Origin of the sequence: Amorphus coralli DSM 19760 (assembly GCF_000374525.1) — a bacterium.
GTDB classification, from domain to species: Bacteria; Pseudomonadota; Alphaproteobacteria; order Rhizobiales; family Amorphaceae; genus Amorphus; species Amorphus coralli.
In genome coordinates, this window is the sequence record NZ_KB894570.1 from 461970 (window position 1) to 485333 (window position 23364).

The 23364-nt window shown below is 67.2% G+C and carries 25 protein-coding genes; 14 read left to right on the forward strand and 11 right to left on the reverse strand.

Translation table 11 applies throughout. The features are described 5' to 3' along the window. Positions 1-101 precede the first annotated feature (101 nt). Positions 102-2033 (reverse strand): 1-deoxy-D-xylulose-5-phosphate synthase, encoded by a 1932-nt coding sequence (gene dxs, locus C507_RS0102060; RefSeq protein WP_026318770.1) that lies wholly within the window; start codon positions 2031-2033, stop codon positions 102-104. A 111-nt stretch (positions 2034-2144) separates the two neighbouring features. Then, on the reverse strand, positions 2145-3059 hold the full coding sequence (locus C507_RS0102065) for a pirin family protein (RefSeq protein WP_018697991.1): 915 nt from the start codon (positions 3057-3059) through the stop codon (positions 2145-2147). 358 nt (positions 3060-3417) lie between these two features. On the opposite strand from C507_RS0102065, the gene C507_RS20115 reads away from it, so the two are divergent. The 7 genes from C507_RS20115 (at position 3418) to C507_RS20120 (ending at position 9306) form a co-directional block, all read left to right on the forward strand. After that, positions 3418-4857 carry an MFS transporter gene (locus C507_RS20115; RefSeq protein ID WP_018697992.1) on the forward strand — a complete coding sequence of 480 codons (1440 nt, stop codon included), beginning with the start codon at positions 3418-3420 and terminating at the stop codon, positions 4855-4857. Between the two features lie 118 nt (positions 4858-4975). Then, on the forward strand, positions 4976-5575 hold the full coding sequence (locus C507_RS0102075; protein WP_018697993.1) for an SCO family protein: 600 nt from the start codon (positions 4976-4978) through the stop codon (positions 5573-5575). A gap of 49 nt (positions 5576-5624) precedes the next feature. Beyond that, on the forward strand, positions 5625-5759 hold the full coding sequence (locus C507_RS23545; RefSeq protein WP_018697994.1) for a hypothetical protein: 135 nt from the start codon (positions 5625-5627) through the stop codon (positions 5757-5759). A 10-nt stretch (positions 5760-5769) separates the two neighbouring features. Beyond that, positions 5770-6549, forward strand: coding sequence for a TlyA family RNA methyltransferase (locus C507_RS0102085; protein WP_018697995.1), 780 nt, complete (start codon positions 5770-5772; stop codon positions 6547-6549). Beyond that, positions 6546-7826: a class I SAM-dependent RNA methyltransferase gene (locus C507_RS0102090; RefSeq protein WP_018697996.1), complete on the forward strand. Its 1281-nt coding sequence runs from the start codon at positions 6546-6548 to the stop codon at positions 7824-7826. Before C507_RS0102085 ends, C507_RS0102090 begins: the two co-directional genes overlap by 4 nt. A gap of 4 nt (positions 7827-7830) precedes the next feature. Next, positions 7831-8904 carry a class I SAM-dependent methyltransferase gene (locus C507_RS0102095; protein ID WP_018697997.1) on the forward strand — a complete coding sequence of 358 codons (1074 nt, stop codon included), beginning with the start codon at positions 7831-7833 and terminating at the stop codon, positions 8902-8904. Between the two features lie 75 nt (positions 8905-8979). Continuing rightward, positions 8980-9306 carry a hypothetical protein gene (locus tag C507_RS20120; RefSeq protein WP_018697998.1) on the forward strand — a complete coding sequence of 109 codons (327 nt, stop codon included), beginning with the start codon at positions 8980-8982 and terminating at the stop codon, positions 9304-9306. A gap of 121 nt (positions 9307-9427) precedes the next feature. On the opposite strand, the gene C507_RS0102105 is transcribed toward C507_RS20120, so the two are convergent. The 5 genes from C507_RS0102105 to fabI all read right to left on the reverse strand — a co-directional run bounded on the left by C507_RS0102105 (position 9428) and on the right by fabI (position 13776). Beyond that, entirely contained in the window at positions 9428-9976 is a 549-nt protein-coding gene (locus C507_RS0102105) for a hypothetical protein (RefSeq protein ID WP_018697999.1), read from the reverse strand. Then, positions 9960-11078 (reverse strand): 3,4-dihydroxy-2-butanone-4-phosphate synthase, encoded by a 1119-nt coding sequence (gene ribB, locus C507_RS0102110; RefSeq protein WP_018698000.1) that lies wholly within the window; start codon positions 11076-11078, stop codon positions 9960-9962. The genes C507_RS0102105 and ribB overlap by 17 nt, the downstream gene beginning before the upstream one ends. Further along, positions 11078-12205 (reverse strand): chorismate synthase, encoded by a 1128-nt coding sequence (gene aroC / locus C507_RS0102115; RefSeq protein ID WP_018698001.1) that lies wholly within the window; start codon positions 12203-12205, stop codon positions 11078-11080. The genes ribB and aroC overlap by 1 nt, the downstream gene beginning before the upstream one ends. An 82-nt stretch (positions 12206-12287) precedes the next feature. Next, positions 12288-12935, reverse strand: a complete 648-nt coding sequence (locus tag C507_RS0102120; protein WP_018698002.1) for a histidine phosphatase family protein — start codon at positions 12933-12935, stop codon at positions 12288-12290. A gap of 28 nt (positions 12936-12963) precedes the next feature. Continuing rightward, on the reverse strand, positions 12964-13776 hold the full coding sequence (fabI, locus tag C507_RS0102125) for an enoyl-ACP reductase FabI (RefSeq protein ID WP_026318775.1): 813 nt from the start codon (positions 13774-13776) through the stop codon (positions 12964-12966). Between the two features lie 161 nt (positions 13777-13937). On the opposite strand from fabI, the gene C507_RS0102130 reads away from it, so the two are divergent. Both C507_RS0102130 and C507_RS0102135 read left to right on the forward strand, forming a co-directional pair. Then, positions 13938-15371 (forward strand): FAD-binding oxidoreductase, encoded by a 1434-nt coding sequence (locus C507_RS0102130; protein WP_018698004.1) that lies wholly within the window; start codon positions 13938-13940, stop codon positions 15369-15371. A 72-nt stretch (positions 15372-15443) separates the two neighbouring features. Continuing rightward, positions 15444-16067: a glutathione S-transferase family protein gene (locus tag C507_RS0102135; RefSeq protein WP_018698005.1), complete on the forward strand. Its 624-nt coding sequence runs from the start codon at positions 15444-15446 to the stop codon at positions 16065-16067. A 110-nt stretch (positions 16068-16177) separates the two neighbouring features. Here the strand turns inward: C507_RS0102135 and C507_RS0102140 are convergent, their stop codons facing one another. After that, the gene (locus tag C507_RS0102140; protein ID WP_018698006.1) at positions 16178-16909 is read right to left on the reverse strand and encodes an SOS response-associated peptidase; all 732 of its coding nucleotides are present in this window, start codon (positions 16907-16909) and stop codon (positions 16178-16180) included. A 135-nt stretch (positions 16910-17044) separates the two neighbouring features. Here C507_RS0102140 and C507_RS20125 point away from each other — a divergent pair, with 135 nt between their 5' ends. Continuing rightward, entirely contained in the window at positions 17045-17467 is a 423-nt protein-coding gene (locus C507_RS20125; RefSeq protein ID WP_040400437.1) for an NUDIX hydrolase, read from the forward strand. On the opposite strand, the gene C507_RS0102150 is transcribed toward C507_RS20125, so the two are convergent. Further along, on the reverse strand, positions 17464-18108 hold the full coding sequence (locus C507_RS0102150) for a LysE family translocator (RefSeq protein ID WP_018698008.1): 645 nt from the start codon (positions 18106-18108) through the stop codon (positions 17464-17466). The genes C507_RS20125 and C507_RS0102150 overlap by 4 nt on opposite strands. A 179-nt stretch (positions 18109-18287) precedes the next feature. Here C507_RS0102150 and C507_RS23400 point away from each other — a divergent pair, with 179 nt between their 5' ends. After that, the gene (locus C507_RS23400) at positions 18288-19016 is read left to right on the forward strand and encodes a hypothetical protein (protein ID WP_018698009.1); all 729 of its coding nucleotides are present in this window, start codon (positions 18288-18290) and stop codon (positions 19014-19016) included. Positions 19017-19050: 34 nt separating this feature from the next. Here C507_RS23400 and C507_RS0102160 read toward each other — a convergent pair whose 3' ends face one another. Beyond that, positions 19051-20391: a dihydroorotase gene (locus C507_RS0102160; RefSeq protein ID WP_018698010.1), complete on the reverse strand. Its 1341-nt coding sequence runs from the start codon at positions 20389-20391 to the stop codon at positions 19051-19053. A gap of 252 nt (positions 20392-20643) precedes the next feature. Here C507_RS0102160 and ygfZ point away from each other — a divergent pair, with 252 nt between their 5' ends. From ygfZ to C507_RS0102175, 3 genes are all read left to right on the forward strand, one after another. Continuing rightward, on the forward strand, positions 20644-21534 hold the full coding sequence (gene ygfZ / locus C507_RS0102165) for a CAF17-like 4Fe-4S cluster assembly/insertion protein YgfZ (protein ID WP_018698011.1): 891 nt from the start codon (positions 20644-20646) through the stop codon (positions 21532-21534). Positions 21535-21549: 15 nt separating this feature from the next. Then, positions 21550-22179 (forward strand): HD domain-containing protein, encoded by a 630-nt coding sequence (locus C507_RS20135; protein ID WP_040400438.1) that lies wholly within the window; start codon positions 21550-21552, stop codon positions 22177-22179. Between the two features lie 105 nt (positions 22180-22284). Continuing rightward, positions 22285-22791, forward strand: coding sequence for a tyrosine phosphatase family protein (locus tag C507_RS0102175; protein ID WP_018698013.1), 507 nt, complete (start codon positions 22285-22287; stop codon positions 22789-22791). Here the strand turns inward: C507_RS0102175 and C507_RS22215 are convergent. After that, entirely contained in the window at positions 22755-23255 is a 501-nt protein-coding gene (locus tag C507_RS22215) for a MarR family winged helix-turn-helix transcriptional regulator (protein ID WP_018698014.1), read from the reverse strand. The genes C507_RS0102175 and C507_RS22215 overlap by 37 nt on opposite strands. Between the last annotated feature and the right edge of the window lie 109 nt (positions 23256-23364).

The following is a 23364-nucleotide window of genomic DNA, read 5'->3' on the forward strand; positions in this document are numbered from 1 at the left end:
CGCTTGTCTAAATTTACGACTTTCATCAACGGCTTGCGCCGCCCTCCTGAGAGGGCATGCCTTGGTAGGGTGTGTGCCGTGTCCCGGAAGCGACCCGCCGCTCAGGCCCGCTGCGCGAGCGTCATCCCGTCGCGACCCAGTACGTCGAACACCGTCTTCACGATGCCCGGCGCGTCCAGCCCGGCGGCCGCGTACATGGCCTCGGGCTTGTCCTGGTCGACGAAGCTGTCGGGCATGACCAGCGAGCGCACCCGCAGGCCGTGATCGAGCAGCCCCTCGCTTGACAGGAACTGCAGCACCTGGCTGCCGAAGCCGCCGACGGAGCCTTCCTCCAGCGTGACCAAGATCTCGTGCCCGCGCGCCAGGCGGCGCAGAAGCTCTGTGTCCAGGGGCTTGGCGAAGCGCGCATCGGCCACCGTCGTGGAGACGCCCTGGGCTTCCAGATCCTCCGCCGCCTTAATCGCGGCGGCGAGCCGGGTGCCGAACGACACCAGCGCCACGGTCGAGCCTTCACGGATCACGCGGCCCTTGCCGATTTCCAACGGCACGCCCTCTTCCGGCATCTCCACACCGACCCCCTCGCCGCGCGGATAGCGGAAGGCGATCGGCCCGCCGTCATAGGCCGCGGCGGTTGCCACCATGTGGCGCAGCTCCGCCTCGTCCGCCGCCGCCATGACCACCATGTTCGGAAGGCAGGCGAGATAGGCGATATCGAACGAGCCCGCATGGGTCGGCCCGTCGGCGCCCACGAAACCCGCCCGGTCAATGGCGAAGCGAACCGGCAGGTTCTGAATCGCGACGTCGTGGACGATCTGGTCGTAGCCGCGCTGCAGGAAGGTCGAATAGATGGCGGTGAACGGCTTCATGCCGGCGGCGGCAAGGCCGGCGGCGAAGGTCACCCCATGCTGTTCGGCGATGCCCACATCGAAGGTGCGGTTCGGGAACACTTCCTCGAACAGATCGACGCCGGTACCGGAGGGCATGGCGGCCGTCACCGCCACCACGCGCTCGTCCTTGCGGGCCTCGTTGATGAGGCTCTGGCCGAACACCTTGGTGTAGCTCGGCGCGTTGGAAACGGCCTTGGCCTGCTTGCCGGTCACCACGTCGAACTTGGAAACGCCGTGATACTTGTCCGAGGAGCCTTCGGCGGGGGCATAGCCCTTGCCCTTCTGGGTCACGACATGGACCAGGATCGGTCCTTGCTTGGCGTCGCGGACATTCTTCAGAACGGGCAACAGATGGTTCAGGTTGTGGCCGTCGATGGGGCCGACATAGTAGAAGCCCATCTCCTCGAAGAGCGTGCCGCCCATGGCGAAGCCGCGGGCGAATTCCTCGGCCCGCGCAGCACCCCTTTCCACGAAGCTCGGCAGGTGGCTCACAAGGCCCTTCACCGCCTCGCGCACCGAGACGTAGGCCTCGCCCGAGGTCAGCCGCGCCAGGTAGGCGCTCATGGCCCCCACCGGCGGCGCAATCGACATGTCGTTGTCGTTGAGGATGACGATCATCCGCTCGTTCATGGCGCCGGCGTTGTTCATCGCCTCGTAGGCCATGCCGGCCGACATGGCGCCGTCGCCGATCACCGAAACGACGTTGTGCTTCTGGCCGAGCAGGTCGCGCGCGACCGCGAAGCCGAGCCCTGCGGAGATCGAGGTGGAGGAATGCGCCGCGCCGAACGGGTCGAACTCGGATTCGGCCCGCTTCGTGAACCCCGACAGACCACCGCCCTGGCGCAGGGTGCGGATGCGGTCACGGCGCCCCGTGAGGATCTTGTGGGGATAGCACTGGTGGCCGACGTCCCAGATGACCTTGTCGCGCGGCGTGTCGAATACGTGGTGCAGCGCCACGGTGAGCTCGACCACGCCAAGCCCCGCGCCCAGATGTCCGCCGGTCACGGAAACCGCGTCGATGGTCTCCGTCCGCAGCTCGTCGGCGAGCTGGCGCAGATCGGCCTCGCCCATCTGCCGCAGATCGGCAGGGGTACGCACCCGGTCCAAGAGCGGGGTTCCGGATGTCGGCGTGCGGTCCTCGGTCAAGCTGTGCCGTCCTCTCGTCAAGTCGCAGTGTTTCTTCTGGCGCTACGGGCCCCGTATGCCGCCCCACCGGCCCGCGCCGCGCCCTTCCCTACACGAAACGCGGCAGGAGAGTCAGCGTTCGGGTAACGGAATGAATTCGTGCTCGCCAGGAACCGCCGGAAAGCGGCCCGCCAGCCAGTCGGCCTTGGCGTCTTCGATGCGCTCCTTTGAGGACGACACGAAGTTCCACCAGATATGGCGCGGCCCGTCCATCGCCGCACCCCCGACAATCACGAATCGCGTCGGCTCGAGCGCGACAAGGGTCGCGTGATGGCGCGGATGAAAGACGATGAGCCGGCCTGCCTCGTAGCGCTCGCCGGCGATCTCGACCGCGCCGCTCATCAGGTAGATCGCGCGCTCCTCGTGGCCGGTGTCCAGCGGCAACCGGGCGCCGGGCTCCAGCACCACATCGGCATAAAGCGTATCGGAATAGGTCTTCACGCCGGCGGTCTGCCCATAGAGCGAGCCGATCATCACCCGTACCCGTTTGCCTTCGTCCTCCAGCGTCGGGAGCGCCGCGCCGTCATAGTGGAAGAATTCCGGATCGGTCTCCTCCATGCCCTTGGGCAACGCCACCCACAGCTGCAGCCCAAGCATGTGGGGGCCGCGGGCGCGCTCGGCATCGGGCGACCGCTCCGAATGGGCAATGCCTTTTCCCGCGGTCATCCAGTTCACCTCGCCCGGCCGGATCGGCTGCACCGTGCCGAGACTGTCGCGGTGCAGGATCTCGCCCTCGAACAGATAGGTGACGGTGGCGAGACCGATATGGGGATGTGGGCGAACGTCCATGCCCTCACCCACCGGCAGCTCGGCCGGACCCATCTGGTCAAAGAAGATGAAAGGACCCACCATCCGCCGCCGGGCGGTCGGCAAGGCGCGCCGAACCTCGAAACCGCCGATATCGTGAGCCCGCGGCACCACCACCATGTCGACAGGTGACCCGTCCTCGTTGCGGCATTCGGGATTGTCGGCCGGCCGCCAGCTCATCTCATCCTCCGGACCCGTGTCGATCTTTGACCTGCTCAAAACTAGTGCCGGCGGCCCACGATTGACAGGCCCCAGCGGCTTGCGCGGCGCGACGTCGGGCGGCAGCGTGCCGGCTGCGCGTTTCCGCGCAGTTCTGCGCACGATCGCGCAGCTATGCGCACGGCGCAGACCGCGCACCGCGCCCGTTCCGATTCCGCCATTGCGCCGCCCTCTTGCGTCGGTTTAAGGCAGGAATATCGAAGTCCCCGTCGGGCTGTGGGCGCGTGTCGCAACCCCTGACCGCGACGTCGCGTTCCGTCAGACATGTCCCCGCCGCCGGTGCCATACGGTCGGCGTTCCGAACCCCGAAGGTGGCCGGATGATCAAAGCGCTTGCGCCGATTGCTGCGGTCCTGCTCGGGGCCGGCCTCATGCTTGCCGGCTACGGCCTTCAGTCGACCATCCTGCCGTTGCGCGGCGAGGCGGAGGGCTTCGGCGCCGTGGCGCTCGGCTTCCTCGGCTCCGCCTTCTATCTCGGCTTCGTGGGCGGCTGCATCTTCGGTCCGTTCGTGATCCTGCGCTCCGGGCACATCCGGGCCTTCGCGGCGATGGTTGCCATCGGCTCGGCGGCGGCCCTCGCCTTCCCGCTCTTCGTGTCACCGGGCAGCTGGGCCCTGTTCCGACTGCTGTTCGGCTTCTGCACCGCCTGTCTCTACGTCATCGTGGAAAGCTGGCTCAACGACAAGGCCACCAACACCACCCGCGGCCAGGTGATGTCGGCCTACGTTCTGGTTTCGTTCGGAACCATCATGCTGGGCCAGCTCGCGGTCACGCTCTTTCCCATCGAGTATTTCGGCCAGTTCGCGCTCGCCTCAATCCTGCTGTCGCTCGCCGCCGTGCCGATCGCCCTGACGAACTCCGGTCAGCCCGCGCCGATCGCCGTGGTCCGATTCCGGCCGCTGCGCCTGTATCAGGCCACCCCGGCCGCCGTGGTGGGCGCCACAGGAAGCGGACTGATCCTCGGCGCGATCTGGGGCTTCGGCCCGGTTTTCGCGACGTCGCGCGGCTTCACCGCCAGCGAGGCAGCCGTGTTCATGAGCATGTGTTTTGTCGGCGGCGCCGTCGGCCAGTACCCGCTGGGCCGCATATCCGACTTCTACGACCGGCGCATCGTCATGGTCGGGGCCATGCTGAGCTCGGTGATCGCCGGGATCGTGCTGTGGCAGTCGACGGCACCGGACTGGCCGACCATCGCCGGGCTCGGCTTCGTTTTCGGGGCCTTCGCCTTCCCCGGCTACTCGCTTGCCGCCGCCCATGCTTTCGACGTGACCGAACAGGAAGACATGGTGGAGACATCGGCCACCGTGCTCTTGCTGTACGGCGTGGGATCCGTTGCGGGTCCGCTCGTCGCCTCGCTGTTCATGAGCCGTCTGGGGTCCGGAGGCCTGTTCCTCTATTGCGCGATCGTCCAGCTGGCGCTGGCGCTGTTCATCGGCATGCGCATCCGGGTGCGCGCGGCGCTCGCCACCGACGAGAAGACCGACTTCGACATCTATTCCACAGCCGTGGTCGGCGGCGCCATCACGCCGGAGGCGGTCGACGAGACCCATCCGATGATGGAAACGCCGGAAGCCCCGCCGTCGCTGGAGAGCGAGTTCGACAACCTGGTCGAAACCGCCGGTTTTCCGGCGACGGACACGGAAACCGACTACGACGACATGATCATGGCTCCGACAGGAGAAAGCAGCGAGCCGCTGGACGCGTCCGAGGACGAGGTCAACCGGTCATGGGCCATGAACGAGGACGAGCGCGATCGGTAGGATCCCCGTGCGTCCACTCCGGGCGGTGCGCCTGCGACGGTGAGACGCCCGCGCCGGCTCTTACATCACGCGGCGAACGGGACTACGTCTCGTCAGGTGTGCGCGCAAGGATATGAGAATGAAGACGATCCGTTACGTTGCCTGGGGCCTCGTGGTGCTAGTGGCCATCCTTGCCGCGGTGGCGTCCGTGGGCTGGTATTCCGGGCAGTTGCAGAAGCCGGAAACGTCACTGGCTTCCATCGGCGGCCCGTTCACCCTGGTCAACACCGAGGGGGAGGCCGTTACGGAAGAAGACTACTCCGACAAGCCGCGCGCGATGTTCTTCGGCTTCACCTTCTGCCCGGACGTCTGCCCGACGACGCTCTACGAGGCCGGCGGCTGGATGGAGGCGCTCGGAGACAAGGCCGACGACATGCGCTTCATCTACGTAACCGTCGATCCCGAGCGTGACACGCCGGAGCACATGAAGAACTACCTCTCCTCGTTCGATCCGCGCATTGTCGGTCTGACGGGCACGCCCGAGCAGATCCGCGACGTGGAGAAGGCTTACCGGGTCTACTCCAAGCGCGTGCCGCTCGACGACGGCGGCTACACCATGGACCACTCCGCGTCCGTGCTGCTGTTCGACAAGGACGGCGACTTCAAGGGAACGATCGACTATCACGAGTCCAAGCAGAACGCGCTGGCCAAGCTGGAACGCCTCGTCGGCGGCCGCTGAGGCTGGTATCCTGCGTGTTCGACCAATGACCGGACCTGCGCACGAGCCCATGACCTGGCCTACTACCATAGGCACCGCCTCCATCGTCGCCGCGCTGGCGGTAATCACGGCCGTGTTGTGGCTGCGCTACGGGGAAACGCTCTTTGTCGAGCGGCTGGTGGCCACGCTCGCCGGCTGCTTCTGAGACGCAAGGCGTGACCCAGTCCGACCCCAAGGCCGAGGTGGCATCGACCGCCTCCCGGCTGGACCAGGTGCTTGCCGAACGCGGCCTGGCCCGGTCCCGGACGGCTGCGCGGGATGCCATCCTGCGCGGCACCGTCACGGTGGACGGTGAACCCGCCACCCGCCCCGGCCTGCGGATCCGCCCCACACAAGACGTGCGCATCGACGATCCGGCGGCCCGTTATGTCGCCCGCAGCGCGCTGAAGCTTGTCGCGGGCCTGGACGCCTTCGCCATCGACCCGTCGGGTCTTGCGGCGCTGGACCTCGGCGCCTCCACCGGTGGCTTCACCCAGGTGCTTCTGGAGCGCGGCGCCCGATGCGTGACCGCGATCGACGTCGGTCACGGCCAGCTCGATCCGACGATCGCGGCCGACCCACGGGTGACCTCCATCGAGGGGCTGAACGCGCGCAGCCTGACGGCCGGTCATCTCGGCGAGGCGCCAGCGCTGATCGTCGCCGATCTGAGCTTCATATCGCTCCTGCAGGCGCTGCCGTCGGCGCTGGGCCTGGCCGCACCGGAGGCGCAGCTGGCGGCGTTGGTCAAACCCCAGTTCGAGGTCGGTCGGGACGGCATCGGCAAGGGCGGCCTCGTGCGGCCCGGCCCCCACGTCGACGAGGCTCTTGCGCGCGTGCGCGGCTTCGTTTCGGAAACGGCGGGCTGGAGTGTCGAGGGCCTGATTCCGTCCCCCATCGCCGGTGGCGACGGAAACCAGGAATATCTTCTGGCGGCGACCCGGAGGCCGCAGACGTGAACAGCAACAACCGCCGCGGCCGTCGCCCGCCGTCGGCACAACCAGCCGCCCGCGACCTCACGGTGACCATTCGCGACGTGGGACATCGGGGCGACGGCGTCGCCGATCTTTCGCCACCCCTGTTCGTCCCGCGCACGCTGGCCGGTGAGACGGTGCGGGTCAGGGCCAGCGGCAGCCACGCCGATCCCCTCGAAATCGTGTCCGCCTCTCCCGATCGTCAAACGCCGCCCTGCCCCTATTTCGGCACATGCGGCGGCTGCGCGGTCCAGCACATGGCGGACCCGGCCTACCGCGCGTGGAAGCGCGGCCTCGTCGTCGCCGCGCTGGCCGATCGCGGCATCGATACGCCCGTCGCGCCCCTGGTCGCCGCGTCCCCCGGGTCGCGGCGCCGTGCGGTTCTGACGGCACATGGCAGCGGACGCACCGTCCGCCTCGGCTATCATGCCCGGGCTTCCCACGACATCGTGGACATCGAAAGCTGCCTGGTGCTGACGCCCGGCCTCGTGGAACGGTTCACCGCCTTCCGCGACATCGCCCGGCTCGCCCATCCCAAAAAGGGCAGCCTGCGCATGACGGTCACCGAGACGGAGACCGGCGTCGATGTCGCGCTGGAAGGCGGAGCCGAGCCGGATCATGCCGGCTTCGGCGCGCTTGCCACAATCATGCAGCGCAACGGGATCGCCCGGGTGACCCTGGACGGCGCGACCCTGCTCGCGCTCACGGAACCGGTCGTGCGGATCGGGCGCGCAACGGTCGGCTTTCCGCCGGGCGGCTTTCTCCAGGCGACGGCCGAAGCCGAGCAGGAGCTTGCCTTCAGGGTCTCCTCTGCGCTGGCCGGCGCGAAGCGTGTCGCCGACCTCTTCTCCGGCGCCGGAACGTTCGCGCTGCGCCTGGCCGAGACCGCGCCGGTGCTCGCCGTGGAATCCGACCGGGCCCTGCTCGATGCCAGCGTCGCTGCAGCTGCGCGCACCGAAGGGCTGAAGCCGGTGAAAGGCATCTGCCGCGACCTCTTCACCTTCCCCGTTTCTGCCAAGGAACTGGCGAAGGTGGATGGGCTGGTGTTCGATCCGCCGCGCGCCGGCGCTGCGGCCCAGGCGGCTGAAATCGCCACTTCCGGCGTGAAAACGGTGGTTGCGGTGTCGTGCAATCCCGCAACGCTCGCCCGCGACCTGCGGCTGCTTCTGGATGGCGGGTACGTCCTCGACGAGGTCGTTCCGGTGGACCAGTTCCTCTATGCGCCCCATATCGAGGTGGTGGCTGTTCTTCACAGGAGCTGATCCCATGGCACTCAGGCCGCTCGAGCGCCTCTCGACCCGGGCCCGGTTCGCACTCGCGCAGGGTGCGCGCGTCGGCTGGTACGGCACCCAGAGCGTGATGTCCTCGCGGCTGGTGTCGCGCTGGGAAAAAGAGGTGCCGGAAGAGGACCGCAAGCGGGCGCAGACGGACCGGCCGGTTCCGAACCGGGGCGCGCTGCTTGAAGACGTGCGCGACCTCATGCGCAGGGATCTGGCGAATGTCGAGGCGGGCCTCTACCCGATGCCGCGCGACGAACAGGGTGGGCTATCCGGCGCCATCGAACGGGCCCGGCTTTATTTCGATGATCTGCCACAGGTGGTGCGCCGGCGGCACACGAAAAGCCACCGGGAGCTTGACGAAGCCGTCGCTCCGCGCCCCGACTACTACCAGCAGAACTTTCATTTTCAGACCGACGGCTGGATGAGCGAGCACTCCGCCCGGCTCTACGACACCCAGGTGGAAACCCTGTTCCTCGGAGCGGCTGCCGCCATGCGACGTCAGGCGCTGGTGCCGATCGCTCGTGAACTTGCCACCCGCGACCAGCGCGGCTGTTCGTTCGTGGACGTCGCCTGCGGGACCGGTTCGTTCCTGCGCACGGTCAACCGCGCCTTCCCGCGCCTGACCACCGTCGGCGTGGAGCTCTCGGAAGCCTATGCCGTGCACGCGCGTCACACCATCGGACGCCGTCCGCGTACCGGAACGATCGTGGCAGATGCCGAGGGACTGCCGCTGGCCGACGCGTCCGTCGATTTCGCGACGGCGATCTACCTCTTCCATGAACTGCCGCCGGAGGTACGCACCCGGGTTGCGCGCGAACTGGCACGTGCGATCGCGCCGGGCGGCCTGTTCGTGTTCGTCGATTCCCTGCAGTTCGGCGACCGACCGACCCATGACGGCCTGCTGGAGCTGTTTCCGCAGCTCTTCCACGAGCCCTACTACCGCAACTATCTCGTCGCGGATCTGGAAGCCGTGTTCCGCGATGCGGGCTTTGCCGTCGAGGCGAGCGAAACCGCCTTCCTGTCGAAGGTCACGACCTTCCGCCGCCTGCCCGCCCTGTGATGCGGAGGTCATAAATCCGACGTAGTGTCCCCGATACTCGCCGTTCTGGGGTTGTTCGATTCGGGACATTCGGCAATGCGCAAGATCGCGATTGCTACTCTCGCCGTTATCTGCCTCGTCCTCGGTCTGCTGACGGTCTGGACGCCCATTCCGAGTGGCGTCCCCCTGATCGCCGTCGGCATTTTCCTGCTTCTCACCATCAGCCCGCGCGCCAAGCGCGCCATGCGTCATGTCCGCGGGCGCTACGACACGGTGGATCGCGCGGTCCAGTGGGTGGAGGCGCGGGCACACCGCTCGATGGCAACGACGCTGAAGCGCACCCGGCCCCGCCGCTTCAAGACCAAGTTGGGCGGTCTTGCTCCAGCCTCGGTCGGCAGCAACGGGCGACCGCCGCGCCTCTGAACCCCGGACCCGGGCATACGCAAGAGGCGTGCCTTCCTGGCCCGGCAGACGTGGCTCGTGCGAGGAAGTGACTTCAAGTCATTGATAATCAGACGAATTCCAGAACGGCGCTCAACACCTGTCAGGCGTTGGCCATCCGGTGGAAGGCCCTGACGCGGCGCATTACCACTTCCGGGTCGGCCTTCAGCGTGTCCAGCTTGATCTCCAGCCGGTCGCCCTTCTGCGTCCAGTTGCGGCTGGTGTAGCGGCGCCAGGCCGGAAACTGTTCCGGCTCGACCACCGCCTGCTCCAGCGGAACCTTCAGTGTGACGACCAGCTTTGCAAACCGCATGTTGCGGATGTAGGTCTCGGTCATGTCCAGGCCTGTGACAGCGCGCCAGCCGACGATGCCGATCCGCTCGACATAAAGACCTTGCATGTTGGCGCCGAGTTGCGGCCGCCGCGCTTCGATGAGCGGCCTGTAATAGACCGTGCTCGCCAGGCCGATCAGCGACAGGAGCAGCGCCACGGGATTCCCCTGCACCACGGTCACGATGCAGCCGATGACCACCAGAACGGCACCGCCATAGACGAACATCTCGCCGGCCATCGGGTTGTAACCGACGGCGAAGGAGCGCGGCACCGGCTCCGGATCGGCTCCCGCCGGATCGCGGCTATCCGGCTCGATCATCGATGATCTCGGTCTCGTCGATGGTGATGCCGAACCCGTCCAGTCCGACATAGTGCCGCTCGCGGCTGGACAGAAGCCGGATGGAGCTTACGCCGAGATCGCGCAGGATCTGGGCGCCCAGGCCGATCTCGCGCCACTCCTCCTCGCGCTGCTTGGCCGTGTCATGATCCTCGTCCTCGCCGACGAGTTGACGCGGGCGCTCCGACGACGATGCCACCCCGACGGAGCCGTCGCGCAGGTAGACCACCACGCCGCGGCCAGCATCGGCCATGCGGCCGAGAACGTTCTCGATCAGGCGCTCACGACCGAACACGTCCTCGAGGATCGACTCCCGCTGGAGCCGGGTCGGAATGGATTCGCCGTCACGAATGTCGCCGAAGATCAGCGCCAGGTGCTGCACGCTCTCGAAGCGGGTGCGATAGCTCACCGCCTGCGCCTTGCCGACCGGGGTGTCGACCATGACTTCGCCGATGCGCTCCACCAGCCTCTCGGTGCGCTGGCGCCAGGCGATCAGGTCCGCGACAGAGACCGACTTGAGCGCATGCTCCTCGGCGAAACGGGCCACCTGTTCGCCACGCTTGACCGTGCCGTCGTCATTCACAAGCTCACAGATCACGCCCACCGGCGGGAGGCCCGCCAGACGGCAGAGATCAACGGCTGCCTCGGTATGGCCGGAGCGCATAAGAACCCCGCCATCCTTGGCAATCAACGGAAAGACGTGGCCCGGCCGAACGAAGTCGGACGCTCCGAGATTGGGATTGGTCAGAGCCCGGACCGTGTTGCAGCGCTCTTCGGCCGAAATACCGGTGTTGAGGCCGTGGCGCACGTCGATGGAGACCGTGAAGGCCGTGGACAGCGGGGCATTATTGTCGGCCACCATCGGCGCCAGATTCAGACGCTCGGCGTCCGCACGGGTCATCGGCGCGCAGACGATGCCGCTCGTATGGCGCACGATAAAGGCGAGCTTCTCCGGCGTTGCGTGGCTGGCCGCCACGATCAGATCGCCCTCGTTCTCCCGGTCGTTGTCATCGGTGACGACGACGATCTCACCGCGCTCGAATGCCCGGATGGCGTCCGCCACCCGACTGGAATGTTCCGTCATCACCCGATTGCCTCACTCGAACGCGCAAACACGGAGCGGTCGGTTCCGACCTGACCCCGATGCCTCAATAGATGGTCGGCCAGCACGCAGGCGAGCATCGCCTCGCCGACCGGGACCGCCCGGATGCCGACGCACGGATCGTGCCTGCCCTTGGTCATGACCTCGACATTCTCGCCGCCCCGCGTCACCGAGCGGCGCGGCGTCAGGATCGACGAGGTGGGCTTCACCGCGAAGCGCACCACCACCGGCTGGCCGGTGGAAATGCCCCCGAGGACGCCGCCCGAATTGTTCGACAGAAAGCGCGGCACGCCATCGTTACCCATGATCATCTCGTCGGCATTTTCCTCGCCGGAGAGTTCGGCGGACGCGAAGCCGGCGCCGATTTCGACGCCTTTCACGGCGTTGATGGACATCATCGCGGACGCGATTTCCTGATCGAGCTTGGCGTAGATCGGTGCGCCCAGCCCCACCGGCACGCCCTCGGCGACCACCTCGACCACCGCCCCTATGGACGAGCCGCGCTTGCGTACGGCGTCGAGATAGTCGGTCCAGGTGTCGACGCTACCGGGATCGGGACAGAAGAACGGGTTGTCGCCGACGATGTTCCAGTCCCAGGCATCGCGGTCGATCTCGTGCGGACCGATGCGCACCAGCGCGCCGCGTATCGTCACGCCGTCCAGCACCTTGCGGGCAATGGCACCAGCCGCGACCCGCGCCGCCGTCTCGCGCGCGGAGGATCGTCCGCCGCCGCGAGGATCGCGGAGGCCGTACTTGGCGTCATAGGCATAGTCGGCGTGGCCCGGCCGGTAGCGGTCGGAAATGGCGCTGTAGTCTTTCGAGCGCTGGTCGACATTCTCGATCATCAGCGCAATCGGGGTGCCGGTGGTCACGAGCCCGCCCTCCTCCCGGTCCATCACGCCGGACAGGATCTTCACCTCGTCCGGCTCGCGGCGCTGGGTGGTGAAACGCGACTGGCCCGGTCGACGCTTGTCCAGGGCCGCCTGGATCTCGTCCCGGGTGATCGCGATGCCCGGAGGGCACCCGTCGACCACGCAGCCGAGCGCCGGCCCATGGCTCTCGCCGAAGGTCGTAACGCGGAACAGATGGCCGAAAGTGTTGTGGGACATGGAACCGGTCGCCGTGAACGTGGAGCCCTCATCTAGATAGGTGCGGGCCGCTGGTCAAACGGCAGGACCGGCACACTGAGGCTCAGAGCAGGTCGACGCCATTGTCGCGAAAGACGGCAATCCGGTCCTGCGGCGTCGGCAGGCCCGGGGCATCCGGCTCCGGAGTGCCGGCAAGGATGTGATGCAGCACCCGGTAAACCCCGCCGTGCGAAACGACGATCAGATCGTCGCCGACTGTGTCCAGCCAAGCCGCGATGCGAACCTTCAGCTGCGCATAGCTTTCTCCGCCAGGCGGCAAGAATCCCCACTTGTCGCGCCGCCGCTCCGCGACGGCGTCCGGATCGATGACCTTGAGTTCGGGGATCGTGTGGCCCTTCCAGCTGCCGAAGGAGATCTCCTTCAGGCTGGGCTCGATGCGGTAATCCGCGCGCGGCAGCCCCATCTCGGTGCGGACGATCTCCATCGTCTCGCGCGCCCGAGACAGCGGCGAGGCCACCCAGCCGAAACTGTCCGGCTCGCGGCCGAGTGTTCGCAGGCATTCGGCAAGATGCGCGCCGTTGCGACGCGCCTGCTCGCGCCCGAGATCGTTGATCGGGATGTCCGTCTCGCCCTGGAGCCGGGCCTCGGCGTTCCAGTCGGTCTGGCCGTGCCGGATGTGGATGAGGAACTGGCCGGGTTTCACGGTGGGCACCGTCGCGAGGTTGGAGGCAGGTCGGGAACCGCGCAGCATGGGAGAACCGGCGCGGTGCGGCGCGCCCCTAGACGGTGGAGATGTCCGGAGCGTCCACGGCTTTCATGCCGACGACGTGGTAGCCCGAATCGACGTGATGCACCTCGCCGGTCACGCCGCGCGAAAGCGGCGACAACAGATAGAGGGCCGCATCGCCCACTTCCTCGATGGAGACGGACTTGCGCAGCGGCGCGTTCAGCTCGTTCCATTTCAGGATGTAGCGGAAATCGCCGATGCCCGAAGCGGCGAGCGTGCGGATCGGACCGGCGGACAGCGCGTTCACGCGGATCTTGTTGGGGCCGAGATCGACGGCCAGGTAGCGGACGCTGGCTTCAAGCGCGGCCTTTGCAACGCCCATGACGTTGTAGTGGGGCATGACCTTTTCCGCGCCGTAATAGGTCAGCGTCAGGATCGACCCACCCTCGCTCATCAGCGGCTCCGCACGCTTCGCAATGGCGGTCAGCGAGTAGCAGGAGACGGAGAGCGTCTTGTGGAAATTGTCGGCCGTTGTGTCGATGTAGCGGCCGGTGAGCTGATCCTTGTCGGAGAACGCAATGGCGTGGACGACGAAATCGAGGCCACCCCATTCGCGCTTCACGTTCTCGAAGACCTCGTCCATGGTCTCCGGATCGTTCACGTCGCAGTGGCCCGCGACAAACGCACCGACTTCCGCCGCCAGCGGCTCGACGCGCTTGCGAAGCGCATCGCCCTGATAAGTGAACGCGATCTCGCCGCCGTGCTCGCGCACAGCCTTGGCAATGCCCCAGGCCATCGACCGGTTGTTCGCGACACCCAAAATCAGGCCCCGTTTGCCTGCCATGATGCCGCGTGTCTCAGCCATGATGTCCTTGATGATCCGTGTCTGGAGGGCTCTGCCCGTCTGGGTCGAAACGATATGGCACAGCGATTTGAGGGCATCAAGCCGCCATGCCATCATATCGGCCGACGGAAGAGGCCGAGGAGATCTCGACGCCACCTGGAAGCCATGGCAATGGTGATTTCATGTCCACGCACCCGCTTCCGACCGACGCCCTCCTCCGCCGGTTCTCCGATATCGTCGGAGAACGGTACGCCCTCGCCGATCCTGCGGATCAGGAGCCGTACCTGACCGAGTGGCGCCGCCTCTATCACGGGCGCGCTCCGCTCGTGCTGCGTCCGGGCAGCGTCGAAGAGGTGAGTCGCATCCTGGCGCTGGCCAGCGAGACCGGCACGCCCGTGGTCCCGCAGAGCGGCAACACCGGGCTGGTCGGGGGCCAGGTTCCCGACGACAGCGGCACCGAGATTGTCGTGTCGCTCTCCCGGCTCGACCGCGTGCGGGACGTCGACGCCGACGGGTTTACCATGACAGTGGAGGCCGGCGTCATTCTCGAGCGGATCCAGGCCGAGGCAGATGCGGTGGACCGGCTGTTCCCGCTATCGCTGGCGTCGGAAGGCTCCTGCCAGATCGGCGGAAACATCTCGTCCAATGCGGGAGGTACCGGCGTGCTCGCCTACGGCAACACGCGCGACCTGGTGCTCGGCCTGGAGGTCGTGCTGCCGACCGGCGAGATCTGGAATGGGCTGCGCAGGCTGCGCAAGGACAACACCGGCTACGACCTGAAGCACCTGTTCATCGGCGCGGAAGGCACGCTCGGCATCGTGACGGCCGCGGTCCTGAAGCTGGTACCCAAACCGGCGGCCCGCGAGGTGGCGGTTGCCGCCGTTGCCACGCCGCGCGAGGCAATCGCTCTCTTCGACCGGGTCCGCAAGGTCGCCGGATCATCGGTGGTCGCGTTCGAGCTGATGGCCCGACGGGGGCTGGAATTCGTGCTCGCCCACGCGGAAGGAAGCCGCGACCCGCTGTCCGAGGAACACCCCTGGTACGTCCTGATCGAGATCGTGTCGGGGCGCAGCCGGGACGAGGCGCGCGCCCACCTTGAGGAAGCCCTCGGCGGAGCGCTGGAGGACGGAATCGTTCCGGACGCGGTCATCGCCGAAAGCCTCGATCAGGCCGCAGCGCTCTGGCGACTGCGGCACATGATGTCGGAAGTCCAGCTGCACGAGGGCGGCTCGATCAAGCACGACGTCTCCGTGCCGATCGCCGCGATCCCCGCTTTCATCGAGGAGGCGACGCGCGCGGTCCTTGAGGTGGTGCCCGGTGCCCGGCCCGTCCCGTTCGGCCATCTCGGCGACGGCAACCTGCACTTCAACATCAGCCAGCCGATCGGCGCCGACAAGGCCGCCTACCTGGCACGCTGGGAAGAGGTGAACGCGGCAGTCCATGCGGTCGTGACCAACCATGGCGGCTCGATCTCGGCGGAACACGGAATCGGACGCCTGAAGCGGGACCTGCTGCCCACCGTCCGCTCGCCCATCGAAGTGGACATGATGAAGCGGGTGAAAGCCGCCTTCGATCCGAAGGGGATCATGAATCCGGGCCGCGTGCTCGCAGGATAGAGCGGCAGCTTCGCATTCCGGCCGGTATCCCCTATCGTCGCGTCACCGTCACGAGTGGGAGGGATCGGGTGAATGGCTAAGATCTGGGGACGCAATACCTCGGCAAATGTCCAGAAGGTGATGTGGGCGTTGTTCGAGCTCGATCTCCACTTCGAGCGCGTCGATGTCGGCGGGCCGTTCGGTGGCAACCGCGAACCGGCCTACCTCGAGATGAACCCGAACGGGCTCGTGCCGACGCTGCAGGAGGATGACGGCTTCCTTCTGTGGGAATCCAACACGATCGTGCGCTACCTGGCCGAGACCTACCCCGGTGCGCTGGCCCCCGCCGATGCGCGCGGCAAGGCGGTCGCGGCGCAGTGGATGGACTGGGAGCTTTCGATCCTGTCGCCGGGCTTCCGGTCCTATTTCTGGGGCATGGTGCGCACCGCTCCGGAAGACAGGAACGTCGAGGCCATCACCGCCTCCCTCGACACCACAACCAAGGCCTTCGAGATGGTCGACGGGTGGCTGGCCGACAGCCCCTACCTTGCCGGCGACGCCTTCAGCTACGGCGACATTCCGGTGGCCGTTCACGCCCGCCGCTACCGCGAGCTTGCACCCCAGCGCCCCGCCTTGCCGAACTTCGAGCGCTGGTATGCCGATATCGAGGGCCGGGACGGATTCCAGAACCGCGTGCTGGATATTCCGATCCAGTAGCGGGACATTCCGGGACATCAACCCCCGCCGATACTCTCCTGATCATAAAGGGCTTTCGATGTTCCAGCAGGGGCCACGGCGCGCGCCGGCCCGTTGCGAACGCCAACCCTCTAGCTGAAAAGATCGAACTGGCGGGGCGGCTCCGGCTTCGCGTGGTCCTTGTTGCCTGACGGTTCACCGGCGTCCGAAGCCGCGGCGCGCGCCTTGCGGGGTGGCTGCGGAGTATCGCCGACGGGCTCGATGTCGAACAGGTCGTCGGGTGTGGGCCGCATCAGCGCGACCGCCTCACGGGCATCCACCGTGCGGACGTCCAGCCAGGCGGCGAAGTCATCGGGATGGATGACGACCGGCATCCGTTCGTGGATCGGCGCCAGTGCCTCGTTGGCGCTGGTGGTGAGGATCGTCGCGGTCTCCATGACGCCACCATCCGGCGCCGACCAGTCCTCCCACAGCCCGGCAAAGGCAACGAGGCCGCCGCCCTTCGGCGTGATCCGGTAGGGTTGCGATTTTGCACCCGGCCGCTTCTGCCACTCATAGAAGCCGGTTGCCGGGATCAGGCACCGCTTGTGGCGCATCGCGCCGCGGAAGGACGGCTTGTCGATGGCACCTTCCGAGCGGGCGTTGAACATCAGCGAGAGCTTGGACGGATCCTTGGCCCAGCCCGGTATCAGCCCCCAGCGCGCCAGAACCAGGGTGCGGACACCAGGCCGTTCTTCCCGCGCAATCAGGATCGGCTGGGTCGGACGGATGTCATGGCGCGGCGGCGCCTCGTGAGCCGCCTCGGCGCCGAAGAAGGTTTTGACCGCCTCGGGCGGTGCCGTCAGAGTGTAGCGTCCGCACATGACAGGCCTTTCGGGGACGGGAATCGCTGCAGTCGGGCGCACGGCCGCCAGCGAGTATCCGGACCCGGCCGACCAGTGTCCACACGCCCGCGCTTGTCAGACGCCGCTCCGCGCCCCCCTGCCAACGGAAGTATCATGGCCCCGTCCGCCCTCCCCCGCCTCGGCGTCAGCGTTGCCTGCTGGCGGGGCGATCGCGTGCTCCTTGTAGAGCGTGGCAAGGACCCGCTGCGCGGACTGTGGAGCTTGCCAGGAGGCAGCGTCGAACCCGGGGAGCCCGTACGGGCGGCCGCACTCCGGGAGTTGCAGGAGGAAACCGGCATCTCGGCCGAGATCGGCGGAATCGTCGAGGTTCTCGATGTCATCCGCCGCGATGAATCGGGACATCCCACGGTGCATTTCGCGATCGCGGTCTTTGCCGCGCGTCACCTGGCGGGAGAGGCTGTCGCGGCCGACGATGCGGCGGACGCTCGTTGGTGCCTGCCGGACGAGATCGACACGCTGCCGACCACGGATGGGCTGGCTGACATCGTGGACCGCAGCCGCGGGATGCTCGGCTAGAGCAGGCCTACGTAGATCAGTCCCTGACGCACCAGAATCACGCCGCCGAAGGTGATAAGCAGACCGCCAGCGAACCAATTCACCCGCTCCAGCCAATGATCGTCCAGATGGTCGCGCAGCTTGGCAACGAGCGCGCAGATCATCAGCCACCACAAAAAGCAGCCGCCGAGCACCCCGAGGACAAGCTCGCCGGCGCCCAGCCAATCGCCCGGCTCCGGCGCCCAGTCGCCGAGTGCGCTGAACAGGGCAAGAAAGCCGAGGAGCGCCCCGGGGTTCGTGATGGTGAGGGCGAAGCCGCCGGCCATGCCGGAGAAGATGCCGCCGCTGCGCTCGGAATAGTTCGGATTGAAATGCGGGTGGCTGAGCACGATTCGCAGCCCGAAAAGGATCAGAAAGACGCCGCCGACAAGCTGGATCGTGCGGGCGTGGCCCTCGAAGAAATCGCCCACGGCAGACAGGCCGAAGGCGGCGGCGGTGGCGAACATGCCGTCCGCGACCACGGACCCGATGGCAGCCACCATCCCGGCCAGAAAGCCGTGACGAAAGACCCGCTGCATGGTCATCACGTTGACCGGACCGACGGGGGCGGCAGCGAGGAAACCAATCGCGACGCCCAACAGCACCATGCCGAGCTCGCTCACGATGTCCGGTGTCCCTTCTGGCGGGCAGGCTGATGCAAATTCATCACTGACAGACAACGACCCGGCTGAAGTCGGGTTTCAATCGTGCTTGGAACTAGCGGCTTGGAACCTGCTACGCTAGCAGAAACCGGGTTTCGTATCGGGGAGACACGGGCATGGTCGGCAGGATCTGGACGGGAATGGCGGGCATAGTCCTCGCGTTCTCCTCTGCGTCGGCTGCGCCGGCTCCGCTCTTCGGGGCCAGCGACAGCCTACCCGGACCGGTGGTGCATGGCATCGCTGCTCCGCAGCTCGATCCCGACGGCAATCCCGTCGGAGCGCCGCCCCTCGGCCCGTACGTTCCCTTCAAGCAAGGGCCGGACCAAATCGAGGACCCGTTCGCTCCAATCACCGCCCCCAACGGCGAAGAAACCGCGCCAGCGGCCGGGTCGGATGCCGTGGCGGGGCCCGAGATCCACTATGGCGAGGCCGACCTGCCGCACGCGGTTGCGCGGATGCGCCGCGTCCTCATGGAGGCCGCCAAGAGCGGCGACGTGGAAGAACTGGTCGGTGTGTTTCAGCAGAACGAAATGCCGCCAAGCCTCGGCTACGAGCGCTACGACGATCCCGCGGCCTTTCTGAAAGACCAGTCCGGCGATCCGGAGGGCCGGGAGATCCTGGCCCTGCTCCTGGAAATCCTGGAGGCCGGCTGGGTGCACGTCGACGAGGGCAGCGCGCAGGAGATGTACATCTGGCCCTATTTCGACCAGTGGCCGCTCGATGGTCTGTCGCCCAGCCAGGAGGTCGAACTCTACCGCATCCTGACGGCCGGCGACGTGGCGGAGATGCGCCGCTACGGCGAGTACATCTTCTACCGGGTCGGCATCGGCCCGGATGGCACGCTGCACTATTTCATGCCGAGCCCCTGAGAGCCGCCTGGCCCCGGACTGCTCAGAGCGCCCCTCACCCGGAGTGCGGCAGGGCCTCGACGAAGCCGATCGGCGCGCCCTGCCCCGGACTGACCAACTCGCCCTGCCACATCACGCGGATACCGCGCACGATGGTGCCAACCGGCCAGCCGGTGACGGTCTTGCCGTCATAGGGGCTCCATCCGGCCTTGGTGGCGATCCAGTCGTTGGTGATGGTTTCGCGCCGTTTCAGGTCGACGATGGTGAAATCGGCGTCGTAGCCGAGCGCGATGCGCCCCTTGCGGGACATGCCGAAGATGCGCTGCGGGCCTGCGCTGGTGAGGTCGACGAACCGCTCCAGCGAAAGCCGGCCCTGCGCGACGTGATCCAGCATCACCGGCACCAGCGTCTGCACGCCGGGCATGCCGGACGGAGACGCCGGATAGGCGGCGGTCTTTTCTTCAAGCGTATGCGGGGCATGGTCGGAGCCCAGCACGTCGACAAGGCCGTCGCGCACCGCCTGCCAGATGCGCTCGCGATGGCTGGAATCGCGGACCGGCGGGTTCATCTGCATCAGCGAGCCCAGCCGTTCGCTGTCCTCGTCGATGGCGAGCGTCAGGTGGTTCGGCGTGACCTCCAGCGTCGCCACGTCCTTGTGGTCGACGAGATAGTCCATCTCCTCCGCGGTGGAGATGTGCAGGACATGCACCCGGCGCCCCGCCTTGCGGGCTGCCCCCACCAGCCGGCGGGTGGCCAGGAGCGCCGCCTCGGGGTCGCGCCAGACCGGATGCGAGGTCGGGTCGCCCTCGACCCGCAGATCCTTGCGTTCGCGCAGGCGCGGCTCGTCCTCGGCGTGGACGGCGCAGCGCCGCGAGATCGCGCGCATCACCCTGTCCAGCGTCGGATCGTCCTCCACCAGAAGCGTGCCGGTCGACGACCCCATGAAGATCTTGATGCCGGCGGCTCCCGGACGCTTTTCCAGGCCCGGCAGCGCGTCGATGTTCTCCGCCGTGGCCCCGACCCAGAAGGCGAAGTCGCACGACATCCGCCCGGTCGCCCGGTCGATCTTGTCGGCAAGGGTTTCGACCGTGGTGGTGGTCGGCGCAGTGTTCGGCATTTCGAAGACACCGGTGACGCCGCCCAGCACCGCGGCGCGCGCGCCGGTCTCCAGGTCTTCCTTGTGCTCCAGACCCGGCTCGCGGAAGTGGACCTGGCTGTCGACAACGCCGGGGAGAATGTGGAGGCCGCGACAGTCGATGGTTTCGGAGGCGACGGCCCCACTGAGGGCGCCGATCGCCGCGATGCGCCCGTCGCGGACGCCGATATCCGCCTCTTCGCGCCCGTTCGGGGTCACCACGGTCGCGCCGGTGAACACGGTGTCGAAGGATCCCGCCATGGTTCTGCCTGTTCTGCTCCGGTTCCGATTCAGCCGGGCTTATAGCATGATGGCAGCAAGGTTCACGTCCGCCCGTTTCGATTCGCCGCCCGCACCGCAGACTTGCCGACGGGCGCTGCTCACCCCACTTCCGCCCGCAACGGAAAACGGGCGCGAGCGGGTTTCGACGATGGATCGGGCGCGTTGTGTGGATCGACCGCACGGGTTGCGGCGCACGCCGGTCCGGGCGGGAAGATCGCGAAGGAGCATCCGATGTCGGGTCAATACATCTCGGAGCTCGACGATCGGGCGGTCGTTCGGGTCGCCGGTGCGGATGCGCGCACCTTTCTCCACAACCTTCTGACCGCCGACCTGGAACGTCTCGTGGATGGCGAGGCGCGCTACGGCGCACTGCTAACGCCACAAGGCAAGGTGCTCGTCGACGGGTTCGTCATGCCGCAGCAGGACGGCTTCCTGATCGACGTTCCGCGCGCCTCCGCGCCGGAATTCCTGAAGCGGCTGCAGGTCTACAAGCTCCGCGCCAAGGCCGAGATTTCCGACGTGACCGGCGATTACCGGGTCTACGCAATCTGGGGGACCGAAGCCGCCCCGATGCTGCCGGGTGTCGTGGTGCGTGATCCGCGCCTGGCCGCCCTCGGATTCCGGGCGCTTGTGCCGCGCGCGACGACCGTGGCCGGCGCTCACGTCTCAGGCTACACCCGCACCGGCCCGGCCGCCTACCACGCCCACCGGATCGCGAACGGCATCCCGGAATCCGGCCGCGACTTCGCGCTTGGCGACACCTTTCCCCACGACGCCGACATGGATCAGCTCTCTGGCGTGGACTTTGCCAAGGGCTGCTATGTCGGCCAGGAAGTCGTCTCGCGCATGCATCACCGCGGGACCGCCCGGCGCCGGATCGTGATGGTGCGGGGAGCCGAGACGCTTCCGCCGCCCGGCGCGCAGATCATCGCAGGCGATCGCCCGATCGGGACACTTGGTTCAACGGCGGGTCAGACCGGACTTGCCCTGGTCCGCCTCGACCGAGCCAAGGCCGCGATGGATGCGGGCCAGACCATCTCCGCCGACGGCCACCCGATCACCCTGTCGCTGCCCGACTGGGCCGGCTTCGGCTGGCCCGAAGTGCAGCCGAGTTCGGCGTGAGGCAGACCGGCCGACATGGTTGACGTCCCCGGTGCACCGCCTCGGGCCTGGCAGCGGATGCTGTCCGGCCGCCGTCTCGATCTGCTCGACCCGTCCCCGCTCGATATCGAGATCGAGGACATTGCCCACGGCCTCGCCCGCGTCGCGCGCTGGAACGGGCAGACGATCGGCGATCACCCCTACTCCGTCGCCCAGCACTCGCTGCTGGTCGAGCATATCGCCATTCGGCTCGAGCCGAGCCTGCGTCCGGAAGACTCCATGTCGGTGCTGCTGCACGACGCTCCCGAATATGTCGTCGGCGACCTGATTTCGCCGTTCAAGGCGGTGCTGGGTGGGAACTACAAGGACATCGAGCACAGGCTGCTGGCAGCCATCCGGCTGCGCTACTCGCTTCCCGCGGCTCCGACCGACGCGCTGACGGGGCTCATCAAGAAGGCCGACCGGATCGCCGCGCGGTTCGAGGCGACCGAGCTCGCCGGGTTCGAGGAGAGCGAGGCACGGCGCTATTTCGGCACTCTGGGTCGGTTCAGGCCGACGCGGGAGATCGAGGCGTTCCTGGTGCCGTGGCCAACGGAAACCGCACAGACCCGATTCCGGGAGCGCTTCCTGATGCACGAACGCTCCCGGCCGGCGCCGTTTCTCTGACGTATAAGGCGATGGTTATCGCCTACAGGAACACTTCCTGCGCGCTGTGGACTACGATGGCTGGCTGCTTTCTTTTCGCTGCGCGCCAACACGGACCAACCGCTCATGATCTACGTGACTTCGCTGGCCCGACTTCACGAAACCGTCGAGCGTTCCGGCGCCCGTCACCTGGTGACGCTGATCAACGAGGGCAGCCAGGTCATTCGCCCCGCGGCGATCCCGCAGAAGAACCACCTTTTCCTCGGCTTCAACGACATCACAGCTCCCATGGACGGCATGACACTGCCGGCCGCCACCCACGTGGACGCGTTCATCTCGTTCCTGGAAGAATGGGACCGGGCGACGCCGCTCGTCATCCACTGCTTTGCCGGAATCAGCCGCTCGACCGCGGCCGGTTTCATCGCGGCCTGCGCGCTTCAGCCGAACCGCGACGAGCACGAGATCGCATGGGAGATCCGCGGGGCCTCGCCCTCGGCCACGCCCAATGCGCTCCTGATCAAGCTTGCTGACGAAAGACTGGGCCGCGAGGGACGGATGTCGGCGGCCGCCAAGGCAATCGGACGCGGAGCGGATGCCTACGAGGGGGAGCCCTTCCTCATCGCCATCGACTGAGCGAGCGATGCACCCCCGTCGCACGGCGTCTCGCCGAGGCTGAGACCCGTTTCCAGGTCACCCAACAACTCCCAAAGCTGGTTGCGCCGCTCCGTCCCGAGCGAGCGGCCGATTGCGCACTCCACCTTCTGCCAGGACGGTATGGCCCTCTTGTAGGCCTTCTCGCCGGCCTCCGTGAGGATCAGCCGCCGTTCCCTCCGGTCGGCAACCTCGCTGTCGGCCACCCAGCCAAGCGCCTGCATCCGGTCGACGGTGCGCGACAAGGTCGTGCGGTCCGTGGCGAGCCGTTCCGCGATGGCCGACAGGGTCTGCGCCGATGACCGGCCGAGCTCGGCCATGACCGAAAACTGGACGATGGACACGCCGCTGTCTGCCATTGCGGTCTCATAGGCCTGGCTGACCCGTCGCGCGGCCTTGCGAAGCCGGAAGGCGGTGCAGGCCAGTTGCCGATTTCCGTCGCTCACCTCTACCACTCCTGTCGGTCTCGCGCACACATCTTGCCGGACAGCCTCCGGCTCTCGTTGCGCGGCGTGGCCCCCTCCGACAATATAGGTGCCGCAACAACTAATGTCC

Coding starts and splice junctions, on each gene's coding strand:
- C507_RS20115 (WP_018697992.1), top strand. CDS start 3,418: ATGATCAAAGCGCTTGCGCCGATTGCTGCGGTCCTGCTCGGGGCCGGC.
- C507_RS0102175 (WP_018698013.1), top strand. CDS start 22,285: ATGATCTACGTGACTTCGCTGGCCCGACTTCACGAAACCGTCGAGCGT.
- C507_RS0102105 (WP_018697999.1), bottom strand. CDS start 9,976: ATGATCGAGCCGGATAGCCGCGATCCGGCGGGAGCCGATCCGGAGCCG.
- fabI (WP_026318775.1), bottom strand. CDS start 13,776: ATGGCTGAGACACGCGGCATCATGGCAGGCAAACGGGGCCTGATTTTG.
- C507_RS0102160 (WP_018698010.1), bottom strand. CDS start 20,391: ATGGCGGGATCCTTCGACACCGTGTTCACCGGCGCGACCGTGGTGACC.
- C507_RS0102120 (WP_018698002.1), bottom strand. CDS start 12,935: ATGCTGCGCGGTTCCCGACCTGCCTCCAACCTCGCGACGGTGCCCACC.
- ribB (WP_018698000.1), bottom strand. CDS start 11,078: ATGACGGAACATTCCAGTCGGGTGGCGGACGCCATCCGGGCATTCGAG.
- C507_RS20120 (WP_018697998.1), top strand. CDS start 8,980: ATGCGCAAGATCGCGATTGCTACTCTCGCCGTTATCTGCCTCGTCCTC.
- C507_RS0102130 (WP_018698004.1), top strand. CDS start 13,938: ATGTCCACGCACCCGCTTCCGACCGACGCCCTCCTCCGCCGGTTCTCC.
- C507_RS0102075 (WP_018697993.1), top strand. CDS start 4,976: ATGAAGACGATCCGTTACGTTGCCTGGGGCCTCGTGGTGCTAGTGGCC.
- ygfZ (WP_018698011.1), top strand. CDS start 20,644: ATGTCGGGTCAATACATCTCGGAGCTCGACGATCGGGCGGTCGTTCGG.
- C507_RS0102065 (WP_018697991.1), bottom strand. CDS start 3,059: ATGAGCTGGCGGCCGGCCGACAATCCCGAATGCCGCAACGAGGACGGG.
- C507_RS20135 (WP_040400438.1), top strand. CDS start 21,550: ATGGTTGACGTCCCCGGTGCACCGCCTCGGGCCTGGCAGCGGATGCTG.
- C507_RS23545 (WP_018697994.1), top strand. CDS start 5,625: ATGACCTGGCCTACTACCATAGGCACCGCCTCCATCGTCGCCGCGCTG.
- C507_RS0102140 (WP_018698006.1), bottom strand. CDS start 16,909: ATGTGCGGACGCTACACTCTGACGGCACCGCCCGAGGCGGTCAAAACC.
- aroC (WP_018698001.1), bottom strand. CDS start 12,205: ATGTCCCACAACACTTTCGGCCATCTGTTCCGCGTTACGACCTTCGGC.
- C507_RS20125 (WP_040400437.1), top strand. CDS start 17,045: ATGGCCCCGTCCGCCCTCCCCCGCCTCGGCGTCAGCGTTGCCTGCTGG.
- C507_RS23400 (WP_018698009.1), top strand. CDS start 18,288: ATGGCGGGCATAGTCCTCGCGTTCTCCTCTGCGTCGGCTGCGCCGGCT.
- C507_RS0102095 (WP_018697997.1), top strand. CDS start 7,831: ATGGCACTCAGGCCGCTCGAGCGCCTCTCGACCCGGGCCCGGTTCGCA.
- C507_RS0102135 (WP_018698005.1), top strand. CDS start 15,444: ATGGCTAAGATCTGGGGACGCAATACCTCGGCAAATGTCCAGAAGGTG.